Source organism: Ruegeria sp. N10, assembly GCF_056531545.1.
Map to the genome: position 1 here is coordinate 1 of NZ_JBQFLY010000018.1, position 13,808 is coordinate 13,808.

Here is a 13,808-nt window from a genome sequence, read left to right on the forward strand (position 1 = left end):
AGTTGGCAATGCCATCTGATCTCATTCGCAATTAATGTGAGTTTGAGCCTCCGGATAAACGCAAACAATTCGAGCGAAAATTCACGATGATTGCAAGCCGAACTCAGGATAAGTGCAATCCGCTACAACTATAACAATCGTCGTTACCATGAGAGCTTGGAGAATCTGACACCCGCCGACGTCTATCACGGCCAAGGCGCAAAGATCCTAAAGATGAGAGAAGAGATCAAGAACCAGACAATCCGAAAACGCCGGTTACAGCACCAGGCCGTAGCCGCCTAAACTCAAACGAAACCGAACTAGAGCCTCCGTTGAAAAACCGCCTCAGCTCTCCGGAAGACTCTTACGACGGACAGGTTATTCATTCCAGGCGGCTATCTGGTTTTGTCGCATTTCATTAACCATCTGCCAAGCGGAATGCAGTTATGATAGTCGCTTGCGCAAAATTGACTTAAGCAGGCCGTGACGATCTCAATCAAAGGTGGCAGCCGATTATTCTTTCACTATGATAGTCCCCATCATATGCGGGTGAAACACACAGAAGTAGACATAAACCCCGGGCTTGCCGAATATCACGGTTGCCTTTTCGTTTCGCTCTAGCGACCCGGTGTCCCAATCTTGCATCTCTTGTTCTGTTGCGGTGTGAGGCGCGATGTCCAGATTGGTCCAGATCACCTCATCACCAACCGAAATCTCAAGTTCTTCAGGCGCGAACTTGAATTTGCGAATGGAAACCTGATGGCTGGTTGCCCCGGCGGACGCACCCCGTGCGCCAGCCAGGAGAGAAAGCGGTGCCGCACCCAGTACCGCACCAAGCTTTCTGCGTGACAGTGCAGCCATCAGCCGCAATTCAGCCCAGAAACCATCTGTTCGGCATGGCCTTCATGCTGTTTGAATGTGGTAAGAGCGTCCTGCAACAGGTTGGTGAGCGGTTCAACGGTGGTGTTGGGGATGAACTCGTCCTCAACCGTTTTGTTCACGATCTGATGATAGGCGAGCTCATTCTGCGCGTAGGCGCAATCAAAGGCTTTGCCGCGCAGCCCGCTCAGCTCATCGCGTTTTTCGGCCGAACCTTTAACCAGGGCCTGGCTAAGGGTGTTGTCCTGGGGCGTTACATTCAGTTGTTGGATCAACGCCCCAGCAGCTTGGTTCACGGCCGCATGATCACGGATCATTGTGTTTGCAAAATCCCGAACGTCGTTATTGTCGGACACAGCAAGAGCAAGATGCGCATAGCGGATGTCAATTTCACCGGCAGTATACGCTGTATGCGCGATTTCAAGGTCGTTCATCTTGTTCTCATCTGCAACAGCAGCATAGCCGAGGACGACAAGAGCAGCAGAAAGGAAAGCGGTTTTCATCTGGAATCTCCAAAGTTGATTGAAGCCCTGATATGCGTACAGTTTGCCTTGTCTTTGAATTACCTGCCGTCCAGAAGACATGCCCTATCGTTCGAACATGTAGACAGATATCGAACTCTTGGTAATATCAGCAACCATGCTTGATCTGCTAAGTGATATTCTGACCCGCCTGTCGCTCAAGGGGACACTGTATTTCCGCACCAGCCTTAGCGAACAGCCCTGGGGGATCCAGGTGCCGGCGTTTCAGAACGTGGCCCGGTTCCACTATGTACATCGCGGTGAGTGCGTGGTGCGCGTCGCAGGAGAAGATCGGGCGCTACGCCTTACCAAAGGCGATCTTGTCCTGGTTCCACACGGGGCGGCGCATACGTTGAATTGTCGTGTTTCGGGCCCGGAAGACGCCTTGCCGCTGGATGACGTGCTGGAAAGGTCCGGCTATGATGGTAAGGGTGTTCTGGTGTATGGCGGCAACGACCCCAACATGGAGAACCAGCTGATTTGTGGTCATTTTTCACTAGCCGAAGGATCAAGGCATCTGTTGCTTGACCGATTGCCGCCAAGCATTGTCATCCGGGATTATGGCGCCGAGGCCAGCGATTGGCTGGAAGCGACGTTGCGCGTGATAGGGTCCGAGGCAGGGTTCGGCCGTTTTGGAGGTGATTTGATTGCGCTGAAGATGTCAGAGGCGATTTTTGCGCAGGCTATCCGGTGCCATATCGAAGATACCGCCAGAACAGGGGGAAAACTCGCAGGTTTCGCCGATGTTCATCTTACCCGCGCATTGACGGCGTTCCACAATGACCCGACAGCGCAGTGGAGTGTCGATTCTTTGGCCAACAGGGCGGCATTGTCTCGGACAAGTTTCGCAATGCGGTTTTCCGAGAAGCTTGGGATCACACCGATGCAATATGTGACTGCATGGCGTATGCAGATTGCCCGCAGCGCGTTGGTAGAGAAAGGTGTCAGTGTTGCCGAGGCCGCGGATCTGAGTGGGTATTCCTCAGAAGCAGCGTTCAGCCGCGCGTTCAAGAAAGAGATCGGGCAACCACCTGCCAGATTTCGAACCTCTGCGTTACCGACTCAGGTCTGAACGATCTGCAATGTTGCCGGGTATATATTCATTTAAACGACAGTGCTCAAAAGTACCTGTTGCTGAGGAGAACACTTTTCCGTCGCAAAACAACGGAGAAGAAAGTTTCTGCTATTTGCCACCAAAGATATAACCGCCCTTATCGATTCTCCCGTCGCCATCGCCTTGATGGTGCCTTCTTCTTTCTCGGACTGGGCACTTTCAACTTCCTGACCCTCTATATCTCGCCGGCGTTCGGTCTTGCTGCGATGGTCCTGACCGTGTTCACCGAATACCGTCCGGGTTTGTTCTCGATTGCAGCCATACAAGCTTCACCATACAGTTGATTTGGTGATGGGGCTGGCCTTTCTCGCAATACCGGTCGTCCTTGGATTTTCGGAGCTGGATACGATGTATTACTGACTCAGCAGGGATGCGATTGCTACAGTGATCTCATTGCCCAAGCCGGAATTAACTGCCGAGGCCTCCCCGGTAGTCAAGAGCGCCGGTCAGCCTAGCTGCCCACAACGTTACCGATCAGAAAGGGACAACTCACCAAGGCCTGGCCTTAGATCCCATCTAATCGAGTTTTTTTGACCGATAGACAATCAAGCCTTATGCCGAAGCAGATGTCTGCCGCCTTCACCTTTAAGAAGGTTGATCGTATCGCGCATGATCTCGTCAATGATCTGTCCTGCAGGTTTCGAGGTTCTTATGATACCCACACCTTCGCCGACAATACCGGGAGCGATTGACGGATTTCCGGATTTCTGAGCATTGTTCCAAAGCCGTCTTTCGGCATCCAAGTCGGCGTCTAGCGCGGCTTCTCGACCATGCCATTTATTGACAAAATCATTTCGACGCACCCGGATTGAGTATCGGTCCGACCAAGAATAACCGCGAATGATGTCGGGAACCGAGGTTCGGACGGTTTCATCCCCTGATGCGCGCAAGATGTCGCTGAGAATCTGCGGATGGATCAGCGCCTCATCTGCAGCAACAAACCGAGTTCCGATCACAACGCCATCTGCGCCAAGCATCAGGGCCGCAGCCAGACCGCGACCATCGCCGATACCACCGGCGGCGCAAAGTACAGCCGAACTGTTCGATGCGTCAATTTTGTCAGCCACTTCGGGCACAAGCGCCATCGTGCCGCGCACCTCGCCGTGGCCACCAGCTTCGGCCCCCTGAGCCACGATGACATCGGCGCCAACCGCGATGGCGCGCCGCGCGTCCCGAAGCGTCTGGACTTGGCAGATAAGCGGAACGCCCGTCCGTTTGATCCTGTCGGCAAAGGGTGCAGGATCACCAAAGGACAGAAAGACCGCGGCTGGCCCGCGCTCCAGCACGTAATCGAGCAAAGAGGGCTGCTCTGCCAGCTTCCATGTGATCAGACCGCACCCGACCGGGGTGGTTCCGGCTGCATCGAACTGTTGCGCAATCCAGTGCAGATCGCCGTAGCCACCTCCAATCAGCCCAAGCCCGCCCGCCTGTGTCACAGCCGAGGCCAATGCCCCACCCGCAACAAACGCCATTGGCGCCTGAATGATCGGGAGGGACAGGCTCAGGCTTTCGGTCAGCCGGGTTTTCACGTGACCTTCTTTCGGTAGTCGACAACAGGAAGCCCGCCGATGCCCCAGTTGTCCAGATCGACCTCGTCGATCACGACGACAGTCGTTGCGGGATTTTTGCCCAACACCTCGTGCAACAGTTCACTCACCCCTGCGACAAGCCTTGCTTTCTCGCTTTGGCTTGGGCCGGTTCCGTCAGGACCGCCTTCGCGGGTCACTTTGATATTCACATATGGCATGGGTTTACTCCTTTCGTGGAACGTAAGCGAAGACCTTGGTGACAATCCGCCAGTCGTTGCCGTGGCGGACAAGGGAAAGGTAGTCCAGATAGTCGCGCCCCATCATGGACATACGAGCCGTGACATGGGCCAGCCTCGGGCTGCCGAAGGAAATCTGCAGTATCTCTTCATCACGCGGGTCACCGCGCTTGGCAGGTGGTTCGCGTTGATCCACACGGGCCATATAGGCCTCGAGATCCAGATACAGCTCGTCGCCGTCAGTGGCGCAGACATAGGCCAGCTTCGGGTGAAACACATTTCTCAGGGCGTTGCTGTCAGCGTGATGAAGGCCCTCGAAATAGGCCTCCATCAATCCGACCACAGCTTTGTGATCGGCTGGTGTCATTGGATAAGCCCTTCGGCGCGCATCGCCGTTTGTGTTGCAGGACGTGCTGCCACCCGCTCGACATAAGCTTTCAGTTTTGGCCAACCAGACAAATCGATATCCGTAAAGTTCGCCCAGTTCGAGACAACGAAGAGATATGCGTCTGCGACCGAAAACTTACCGTCCACAAGATATTCCCGCCCATCGGCCAGTATGTTTTCGACTTGATCGAATTTCGTTTTGACGATGCTGCGTGCCTTAGTTTTTTCGGCGTCGGTGGAATCGTTCTTGAACAGCGGGCTGAAAGATTTGTGCAAATCGGCCGACACGAAACTCAAGTATTCCTGAACCCATGTCCGGGCCATCGTTCCGTTTGAGGGTGCCAGACCAGAAGACGGGTTCTTATCAGCAAGATATTGAAGAATGGTGGATCCTTCCCTGACAATTTCACCATTGTCCAGCGCAAGCACTGGCACGTATCCTCTGGGGTTGATGGTATAGAAATCCTCGCCGGATTCAGTTCGGCCAGCAGCAGTATCAACGGCCTCGGCTTCAAAAGGAGCGCCGATTTCGGTCAGTGCGATGTGGCAGGCAAGCGAACAAGCGCCCGGTTTGTAGTAGAGTTTCATGATGTTCCTTTCTGGGGATCAATGTTGACACCAGTGACATGGCGAAGGTGATAACCGTTGACAACTAGGTTTCGCTTGGTTACCCCGAAAAATGAGTAACCGAGCAGAAACCTGGTAACGCCCCATGGTCCTGAAGATGCGGAAAAACCGAAGCCCGGCCCCACCCGAACCCTGTATGCTGACCGAATGCATGGCAGTGATTTCTGGCGCGTGGGCGCCAAATGTGATCTGGTCGCTGCGGGCTGGACCACGTCGCTTTAGCGAGTTGCGTTCGGATATTCCGCCGATTTCTGCCAAGGTACTTTCGGCCCGTTTGTCGGAACTGGCTGCGCGAGGTGTACTGGTCCGCCATGTCCGACGCACGTCGCCCCCCTCGACGGAATACAGCCTGACCGAGCTTGGGGCCGAATTGATCCCGGCCCTTGACGCGATTGTTCAGGTCGGCCACCGACTGAAGGCACGACAAAGTGGTCAACAGGAGGCAGATGAAGTGGTCCCGTCTTCTCGGACAGCTTTGCAGCAAATCTAGGGTCAAGGTTCATTGGTTTTCGTTGTGCCGCGTGCTTCACAGCTCCGAAAACGGAGCGGTGACATGAGTGATTTTCTAGCTGACCGACGCGCAAATGGCGCGTCTCGAGCCTTTCTTTCCGAAGTCTCACAAAATACCACGGGTTGACGACAAGCGAGTCTTGAGCGGGATAATATTGGTCAATCGTAGTAGCTGTGTTGGCGAAGCCCACCCACAGCCTACGGACCACACAAGACGCTCTACAGCCGCTGGAAATGCTAGAGCAAGAAAGGTATCTTCGCGCAGATGATGCCGGGTTTGGCCGTCGAGCACGCAGAAGAGCAGACCGTGATGATCGACGCCACCCACCTGAAGGCTCACTGATCGGCGTCTAGTTCGGGCGTCAGTGCGGCGGGCGTGGACGCCTGATTGGTCGAACCAAGGGCGGCATGAACACAAAGCTGCACGCCATCTGCATCAGCCGAGAACGCCCCCTAGATGTCAATCGGCATGGAACTTTGGCCCCCTAAGGGCATCCAAAATTGACCCCCTGTTGACGTGCGGTTAACTGGCGCGATGCGGTGTAGCCTCCACAAGACGAAGCCGTATCGGGCCCGCGTTTGCTCGGCTATTCTCGGGTTTTGAAGCACCAGCTCTCGTTGCCAGTTTCGACGATGTCGCAATGGCGGGTAAGGCAGTCGAGCAGCGCGGTAGTCATCTTGGCATCGCCGAAGACCAAGGGCCATTCGCCGAAGTCGAGGTTGGTCGTCACGATGATCGATGTGCGCTCGTAGAGGCGGCTGATGAGGTGGAACAATAGCTGACGACCGGTTTGTGCAAAGAGAAGATGGCCAAGCTCGTCGAGGATCAGGAAGTCGAGGCGGCACAGCAGATCCGCCGTGCGCCCCTGTCGACCAGCGCGGGCTTACGCATCGAGTTTATTCACCAGGTCCACAACGTTGAAGAAGCGCCCCCGTCTGCCGCGACGGATGCACGCCCGAGCGATGCTGGTGGCCAGGTGAGACTTACCGGTTCCCGTGCCGCCGATCAGCACGACATTGCGTTGCCGCGCCAGAAACTCCCCGGTCGCCAGATCACGGACCAGCGCCTCGTTGACCGGCGTGCCTTCGAAGCTGAACTCATCGACTTCTTTGGCCAGGGGCAGCTTGGCAATCGTCATCTAGTATTTGATTGTCCTTCCCCCTGCAACTCTCACGGGTGTTTCGTCTCCTGATAGGAGCGACGCTCCGTGCCGAGCTTGGCGTTTATGTCAGTTAAACCACATTGCACTGGTGCGTTATACGATTTTCCGGTGCGATCGCTGAAATAGCACGCCGTCAAAAAACGCCATGTTGTTGCAGAGTTAGGACGAAACTTACGTCAAAGCAAAGAACGTGGGTTTACCATTTTCAAACTTTCGACAAGCACGGAAAACCCCTTAACTTCATGCTTTCACAGCGTTGAAAAAGCTGCCGCCGCCAAGTTCTTAAACTGAATATTGTAGGTAAATGGAGTGCCGAGGAAGATCGTCATCAATTAAAGCTGCATAACGATGGCGGGCCTCAAGACCATCAACAAGATGTTGCAGAGCTTTGGCTGCGTGATCCGGATTGTGAAGCGGACGTATTTGAACAAAGTCGTCGAGTTGGACCACCGTGTCTTTAAGCGGCACTCTTGACCGGCGCCGGGATTCAAAGCCTTCTCTTCAGCAAAGGCAACTTTGGGGTACGGTCAAAATCGTGAACAGGATCTGCAAATATCAGTTCATGCCCGGGCTCAGCTCGCTTCGCCAATTCTCGAAAATGGCTCCTTAACCTACGGGTATGGCGCAATCTCCCAGGACGGCAAAAACTCGTAAAAGACCCCGGCTCAGTCGGGGTATTTTCTGCGACCCTCAAGAATTCGGATACAAGAGCAGGTGCGGATTCCTTGACTGAACTCGCGTAGGTAACGGCAATTCCGGGCAAACGGCCTCGGTGGCGAAGTCGAGTTACCCGAGATGCGTCCACGCATCCCGGCGTCGCAGTTTGCACCTATAGGAGTGGCAGGGCGTTACCGCGCCAAGTTAGGTCAGGTCGTCGACACGTGCGTCCGGTGCGTTCCGCTTGACCGACTCGATCCCGTTATCCCGCCCAGAAGCGCTGGTATAGCTCTCGCTGGTGCCGATGACCTGCCCGTTGCTGGCCTTCAAATTGAACATGTGACCGCCGGACTTGGTTTCCTTGCGTTCATACCGCTCGTCATCCGGTGCGTTCTTCTTGACTGACTCGATCCCGTTCGTGGCACTTGCCTTTTGAACATATCCTTCACTGGCCAGAATGATTTCACCATTCCCGGCTTTCAGACGAAACCGAAATTCCCCGGCCTTGTCTTTGTATATTTCGAACTTCCCGGCCATTTGACGCCTACTCCTCTGTTCTGCATTCGATTTTTCGAATACAGTCCTATAATTACACAATCGCCTCAAGAAAAAAGATGAGGCGTGTTATCTGCTCAGATCAAGCCCCCCTCCCCTTCTCCTTAGCCTTGCTTCCTAAGATTTTTCAGCTGTTACCGTAGTAAAGCTGGCACCCGAAGGTGCCGGTGGTCATTTGGTCAAAACTGATGTCGTGGGACGCATTTAGTTGCCTCAGAATCGCGAACAAAGTCCGTTCCGCAGCACTTTGGATAAGCAACTTCTGTTCAATCCGCTAAGCCAAGGGTCTTAGCATATTTTGTAAACGAACTGTATTTGATACCTATATATAGTGTAATTTACGCCTGAAATATGAACAGCTGCAAACTCTGTTTTGAAGCTTGTACTGTGTTTCAAGGGTTGCGTTCTGATGGTCAGCGGTGAAAGCGCGACGCCTCCGCGCCACCTCTAGTTTCCGACTGGATGGCCGTAAATTCTATAAAACTCCTTTTGCAAATTTTCGATATCTTGGGAAATCTCGAACTCGACTAAAGAACAAGTCTTAACATGTCGGTTGCTTTGTTCGCTTCAGTGCCCGTGACGTCCGGTTCAGCTTGGACAGGCGATGTATCCGACGATGCCAACAAGCCCCCTTCCCCAGCGCGCCAAGAAAAGGCGCCGGAACCTTTCCGACGCCTTTTCCTGCTTTGCTGGCCCATGATCTTACCCGTGGGTAAGGTCGTCTTCTTCGGGAAGCGCATCGATCAGCGCGGCAATCGCCGCTTCCAGCTTGCTTCGATCAACGCGTGTGAAATCCAGATCATACCGGATCTCGATCCGTCCACTTGAGGCAGCGCATTTTGCGATCCCAGCCCTACCCGAGACCTGAAATGTCGTTTTCGCACGGCGCGGTTTACCTGCGCTGACTGCATCCGACTTGCTTGAAGACGTGGCTTCTGGCTCAGCCAGAAATGACCTGAGAATTGCAACCTCGCGCGTACCATCCCGATCAGGCTCGCTCTTCAGTGCCTCGCTCACTTGGCGAACCAGACCCGGCGTCGCGTCGAACTTGCGCTTTAGCTCTACGCCCACGTTTCGCGGAATGTCGTTCGGGTGGATCAGAACTTTGTCCAGCATCAGCAACAAACTGGCGAAAGACCGGATATAGCTACGCTTAGTATAGCTGGCAGACTTAAACAGCGTGGAAACCGCTTTGTCGACATCCGGACAGTCATTCGCTGGGTCTTCGGAATATGCACGGGCGAGGGCGCCCATTTCCGCAAATGAGATATCCTTTCGGATCAGGTTCTCGTCAACCATGCGCCGGTAACTGTTGTCCAGATCACCCGCGTCAGAAATCCCCGCTGGAATTTTGGCGTAGGTTTCGTCCCCGGTCTCATCGTACAAAGCACGATAGGCGGACAAACGGCGCATGCCTTGGATCAATTCATACAGCCCGTCCGATCTGCGTTCCAGACGGATCGGGTTGGACAAGCCGATGTCCCGGATCGAATCTTTGAGTTCATCCAGTTCCGGATCAGGACCTGGTTTGCGATCTCGCGTCAGTTTTTCTGTGACAACGTCATTCAGCAACACCCGTTCTGTCACCAAACCTTCGGCTCTCAGCCGAACCAGTTCATGTGCAAGACGGTCGTTTTCGGCGCGGATGGATTGTTCCGTCGATTGCTGATCACGTAAAGCGTCGGCATTTTCCGAAATTGCCGCGGCCATTGGACCGCGTCGTTTTTCAAAAACTTTGTCCGGTACTTTACCAACAGGAATGTCATCCATAGTAGGTAGGTCAATATCGAACATTCTCCGCTTGCGGCTCATGCGTCATCCTCCACCTTGTCCCAGGCCGATAACATTACGCCCCGGAATTCCTCATACACATTGTCAAAAGTCGAGCGGGCACGCCGCCAGGTTTCGCGGGTCATCTCGCGGTAGTCCATTTCGTAAACCGAACTCAGAAAACGTCCCGACTGCTCCACCGCGCGGGTCATTTCTACCGGGTGCTGAGCGACATGTTCGCCAAAGACCTTCTTAAAGGCATCAAACATCGCCAGATGGAGCGCATTGCCCGGTTCATACCGCGTCAACAGGAACCGCAACTCACAGAAGGTTTTGGGCAATCCAATCTTACCCGTGGGTAAGGTCTTGTCGAACCCATAGGCCAGATCTTCCAACGCTTCTGCCAACTGGCCGATGAACGATGTGGTCGAGTCATACTCCCAATATCCGGGCCCAGAAGGGATATAAAGCATGTCAGCGGCAAAGACCGCATTCATAGACTGGTATCCGATTGCGGGCGGACAATCGAACAGAATGAGGTCATAAGCATCATCCGGAATCTGATCCAGATACCGGGAAACCGACGCAAAGAAGGACCATTCGGGATTCAGGTGCCGGTACTGGGCCGACGCAAATTCAACAAAGGCTGCGTTCGCACAGGAAGGTATCGCATCGATCGTCGACCAAGAGGTCTTCTTGATGAAATCACCAATTCGCAGATCACCAAGGCCCATGTCCGTTATCGCGGGCGGCAACTCCCGGCGGGGCAGGGTGGTTCCCGATTCCGCAGCGGCGGGGCGGTTATTCATGCGCTCTGTCTCACGAATGAGGTCGCGCGCCATGATCCCCCAAACCGTGTAGTCTTCGGCCACATCCGTCAGGCCCATCGAATGGCTCAATGTTGCCTGAGGGTCGAAATCCACCACGAGGACCCTATACCCGTCCAGGGCGGCCGCATGGGCGAGGTGCAGCGCCACGGTCGACTTTCCCGCGCCTCCCTTGAAGTTTGCGACAGCCGCACGAATGGCGCGCTTGCCTTCAGGGCGAGGGGGCATCAGGGACTTGCGATTAATCTTGAGCCGTCGCCGCAGCTCATTCACTTCTTCCAGGCTGAACCAGCGCTGACGCCCGTCGGGCTCAACTTCTCCGCCAGGCAGGGAAGGATCGGCTGCAAGCTTTCCGCGAAAGGTCGACTGGTTAACCCGGAAGATCAGTTCGGACACCTCCCAACTGGAAAACCGGCGGAGCGTTTTCTCCATCTCAGGGCTAAAGGTCTGCTGGCGAATCCAGCCCTGCAATTTGAGGGACTGATTGCGCAATGCGTTCAGGTCTTCGTGCGTGTACATGCCTCAGGTCTCGTAGTTTGGAACGTAAATTTCTGCTCGCTTCCTATTTACGCCTGATTTGCACTTTACGCAAAAGAAATTATGATGAGGGTGCGCTCTTACCCGTGGGTAAGAAAACAAGGCCTTAAACCCTACGAAGCGATTCGGCGGACCCTGTGAATACCAAAAGGCCCGGAAGGCCCCCGGCGACCAGTATATAGGGGGGCATTCCGGCAAGAAATGCTACATATTGGGGGACATAAAGGGCCGATAGGGGGACACCCAGAATGGCCCCCATCACCAATACTTCACCAAATTTCTTTTAGTTTTTTGAGATTGATCCGCACAAGATCAGGCGAAGTTCCAGTCTCTTCTTGACAGAATCGAAGCTTTGGACGCTAATTATCCCAAGATGGTGAAAAGCGTTGGCAAACGGCGCGAGATTGGCGGGACACACCCGCCTGAGGCAGACAGAGCGGTGAGAACGGGTATGCAGCTTGCGAAACCGGTCGGGCGAAATGCGCCGGCTTTAAAATATGATATACTGTCCGCACTGACCGTTCATGCGCTGTCAGGCGACAAGCACCGGCAACGAAGTATTCTGCGTATCATTGCGTTGATTACGACCCGATATAACTGGCGTAACAACGAATTATCCATTGGGCGGGAAGAAATTGCGCGCCTGTGGACAGTGAACGAAAGAACAGTAAAGCGCGAAATGTCCAGATTTCGCGCATTAGGTTGGATAACGGTAAAACGGCCTGCTGCGCGGGGTCGTGTTGCTGTGTACGAGATTGACCTGAAACAAATCCTGATAGACACCGAAGAGGTTTGGCCTGTTATCGGAACAGACTTTCAAGCCCGGATGACCGACGTGCCAGAACCTGAAACGAATGTTATTCCTTTCGCGACCAAACCAAATGCCCCGGAAAGCACCGAAGGGGATGTGTGGTCTCAGGTTCAGGCGATTCTTCACGGGCGCGATCCAGAACTATGGGCCAGCTGGTTTCAACATCTGTCCGAAGCAGAAAGGGCAGGGGGGCGCGTTGTTCTTGTCGCGCCGTCACGCTTCATGGCCGACTATATTTCGCAAAAGTGGACAGCGCGACTGTTGGCTGCCTACAGCCGCGTCGATCCGGGCATCAGGACGGTTCGCGTGGACGCTGCCGAATAACTGACTTTTGCTGTGTATCCTGCGGGATCTCCTCGTTCAGTTGACCAGGGAAACAGATACGAACACCCAATCGAAGCCGATCTGCCGGTATCGAACGACCTGGCCCGAGTAAAGAACGCATCATGGTTTCCGAGAGTTTTCTTCCCTTTCATGTCGAACAATTCTTGTCTGAAATGGAACATGGTGTGGTTTTCAACTTCTCGGAAAGTGGCGTGCACCCGATGTCGTTGAAGGGGTTGGTGGATCTGGCGGAAATCGATCTGGATCAACTGCTGGCGACCATGATCGACTATCCGCAAGTCAACGGAAAGCAATCCCTGCGCGAAACCATTGCCGGGTTTTATCCGAGCGCGTCGCCCGATGGTGTCATGGTTACGGTCGGAGCAACTGAGGCCAATACTCTGGTGGCAAATACCTTGCTGACCGCCGGGGACAACGTTGTGTGTTTTCGTCCGACATATGAACAGATTTCGGGGAATGTCGCCAATCGTGGGCACGAGGTGCGTTGGGTCAATCTGCTTGAGGCGAACGGATGGGGCATCGACGCTGAAGCACTGGACCGCGCTGTCGATGACAAAACGCGTATCATTCATGTGGTCAATCCCAACAACCCGACGGGCCGAGTGTTGAGCGACACCGATCGAGCGCACATCATAGCGGCCGCCAATCGTGTCAGTGCCTGGATTGTCGTCGATGAGGTCTACGCCGGAACTGAGCGGGAAGGGGACATTGAAACACCGTCATTCTGGGGCAGCACAGATCGGGTGCTGGTGGTGAACTCCATGTCAAAGGCCTATGGCTTGCCGGGCTTGCGGCTGGGTTGGCTGGTTGGTCCAGAAGACATCATTCAAAAGTGCTGGCGGCGGCATGAATATGCTTCGATTGCGGCGTCGATTCTGTCAATGGAACTGGCGGACAAGGCACTTGCTGAACCGGCACGGTCCAAGCTGAAAGACCGTGCGCGGCGTCTGATCCGCACCGGGTTCGATGTGCTGACACAGGAATTGGCGCGACACCAAGGTGTGTTTTCTGTTGTACCGCCTCAGGCCTCAGCCATGTCTTTTGTCCGGTTCAACCTTTCCATCGCGTCGGAAGAGCTGAGTTTGCGCCTGTTGCGCGAGAAAGATGTGCTTGTCATTCCCGGCTCACGGTTAGGGGTCGAAAGCCATTTTCGGTTCAGCTCCGCACTGCCGGAAGACCACTTGCGAGAGGGGCTTGCAAAGCTCAACGTTCTGACCGGTGATATTCTAAACCACGCGTGACGGGTAACGGATTGCAGGATTGTTAAAACGTCGCCACTGATTCGCGCCGTTTTGGTTTGTCGGAGACCGGGATGCGGTTGCCATTCGGGCACGAGGGATCGTTCGGAACCCGCGTGGCTT

13 protein-coding genes and 2 pseudogenes are annotated in these 13,808 nt (G+C 54.5%); 5 read left to right on the forward strand and 10 right to left on the reverse strand.

All coding sequences use genetic code 11. The annotated features are described in order from the left end of the window. Positions 1-492: 492 nt before the first annotated feature. The gene (locus ACR0JI_RS18405; RefSeq protein ID WP_480495902.1) at positions 493-840 is read right to left on the reverse strand and encodes a cupredoxin domain-containing protein; all 348 of its coding nucleotides are present in this window, start codon (positions 838-840) and stop codon (positions 493-495) included. Then, the gene (locus ACR0JI_RS18410; RefSeq protein WP_480495904.1) at positions 840-1,361 is read right to left on the reverse strand and encodes a DUF4142 domain-containing protein; all 522 of its coding nucleotides are present in this window, start codon (positions 1,359-1,361) and stop codon (positions 840-842) included. The genes ACR0JI_RS18405 and ACR0JI_RS18410 overlap by 1 nt, the downstream gene beginning before the upstream one ends. Before the next feature lie 136 nt (positions 1,362-1,497). Between ACR0JI_RS18410 and ACR0JI_RS18415 the strand changes: the two genes are divergently transcribed. Next, entirely contained in the window at positions 1,498-2,451 is a 954-nt protein-coding gene (locus ACR0JI_RS18415; RefSeq protein WP_480495906.1) for an AraC family transcriptional regulator, read from the forward strand. A gap of 587 nt (positions 2,452-3,038) precedes the next feature. Here the strand turns inward: ACR0JI_RS18415 and ACR0JI_RS18420 are convergent. The 4 genes from ACR0JI_RS18420 to gstA are packed head-to-tail and all read right to left on the reverse strand — an operon-like array spanning position 3,039 to position 5,233. After that, positions 3,039-4,022, reverse strand: coding sequence for an NAD(P)H-dependent flavin oxidoreductase (locus tag ACR0JI_RS18420; protein WP_480495908.1), 984 nt, complete (start codon positions 4,020-4,022; stop codon positions 3,039-3,041). Beyond that, positions 4,019-4,240, reverse strand: a complete 222-nt coding sequence (locus tag ACR0JI_RS18425) for a tautomerase family protein (RefSeq protein ID WP_480478054.1) — start codon at positions 4,238-4,240, stop codon at positions 4,019-4,021. Before ACR0JI_RS18425 ends, ACR0JI_RS18420 begins: the two co-directional genes overlap by 4 nt. A gap of 4 nt (positions 4,241-4,244) precedes the next feature. Beyond that, positions 4,245-4,625: a nuclear transport factor 2 family protein gene (locus ACR0JI_RS18430; RefSeq protein ID WP_480478056.1), complete on the reverse strand. Its 381-nt coding sequence runs from the start codon at positions 4,623-4,625 to the stop codon at positions 4,245-4,247. Next, positions 4,622-5,233 (reverse strand): glutathione transferase GstA, encoded by a 612-nt coding sequence (gstA, locus tag ACR0JI_RS18435; protein WP_480478058.1) that lies wholly within the window; start codon positions 5,231-5,233, stop codon positions 4,622-4,624. The genes ACR0JI_RS18430 and gstA overlap by 4 nt, the downstream gene beginning before the upstream one ends. Before the next feature lie 190 nt (positions 5,234-5,423). Here gstA and ACR0JI_RS18440 point away from each other — a divergent pair, with 190 nt between their 5' ends. Then, the gene (locus ACR0JI_RS18440; RefSeq protein ID WP_480478060.1) at positions 5,424-5,762 is read left to right on the forward strand and encodes a winged helix-turn-helix transcriptional regulator; all 339 of its coding nucleotides are present in this window, start codon (positions 5,424-5,426) and stop codon (positions 5,760-5,762) included. A gap of 94 nt (positions 5,763-5,856) precedes the next feature. Continuing rightward, positions 5,857-6,238 (forward strand): annotated as a pseudogene (locus ACR0JI_RS18445) (transposase); the annotation flags it as partial. 131 nt (positions 6,239-6,369) lie between these two features. Here the strand turns inward: ACR0JI_RS18445 and istB are convergent. From istB to ACR0JI_RS18465, 4 genes and pseudogenes are all read right to left on the reverse strand, one after another. Further along, positions 6,370-6,939, reverse strand: a pseudogene (istB, locus tag ACR0JI_RS18450) (IS21-like element helper ATPase IstB); the annotation flags it as partial. Positions 6,940-7,806: 867 nt separating this feature from the next. Next, positions 7,807-8,139 (reverse strand): YegP family protein, encoded by a 333-nt coding sequence (locus tag ACR0JI_RS18455; RefSeq protein WP_480478062.1) that lies wholly within the window; start codon positions 8,137-8,139, stop codon positions 7,807-7,809. Between the two features lie 720 nt (positions 8,140-8,859). Then, a complete protein-coding gene (locus ACR0JI_RS18460) occupies positions 8,860-9,969 on the reverse strand; it encodes a ParB/RepB/Spo0J family partition protein (RefSeq protein ID WP_480478064.1) in 1,110 nt (369 codons plus the stop codon). Further along, positions 9,966-11,273: an AAA family ATPase gene (locus tag ACR0JI_RS18465; RefSeq protein WP_480478066.1), complete on the reverse strand. Its 1,308-nt coding sequence runs from the start codon at positions 11,271-11,273 to the stop codon at positions 9,966-9,968. The genes ACR0JI_RS18460 and ACR0JI_RS18465 overlap by 4 nt, the downstream gene beginning before the upstream one ends. 469 nt (positions 11,274-11,742) lie before the next feature. Between ACR0JI_RS18465 and ACR0JI_RS18470 the strand changes: the two genes are divergently transcribed. Further along, positions 11,743-12,426 carry a DnaA N-terminal domain-containing protein gene (locus ACR0JI_RS18470; RefSeq protein WP_480478067.1) on the forward strand — a complete coding sequence of 228 codons (684 nt, stop codon included), beginning with the start codon at positions 11,743-11,745 and terminating at the stop codon, positions 12,424-12,426. Positions 12,427-12,548: 122 nt separating this feature from the next. Beyond that, a complete protein-coding gene (locus tag ACR0JI_RS18475) occupies positions 12,549-13,688 on the forward strand; it encodes an aminotransferase class I/II-fold pyridoxal phosphate-dependent enzyme (protein ID WP_480478069.1) in 1,140 nt (379 codons plus the stop codon). Positions 13,689-13,808 lie beyond the last annotated feature (120 nt).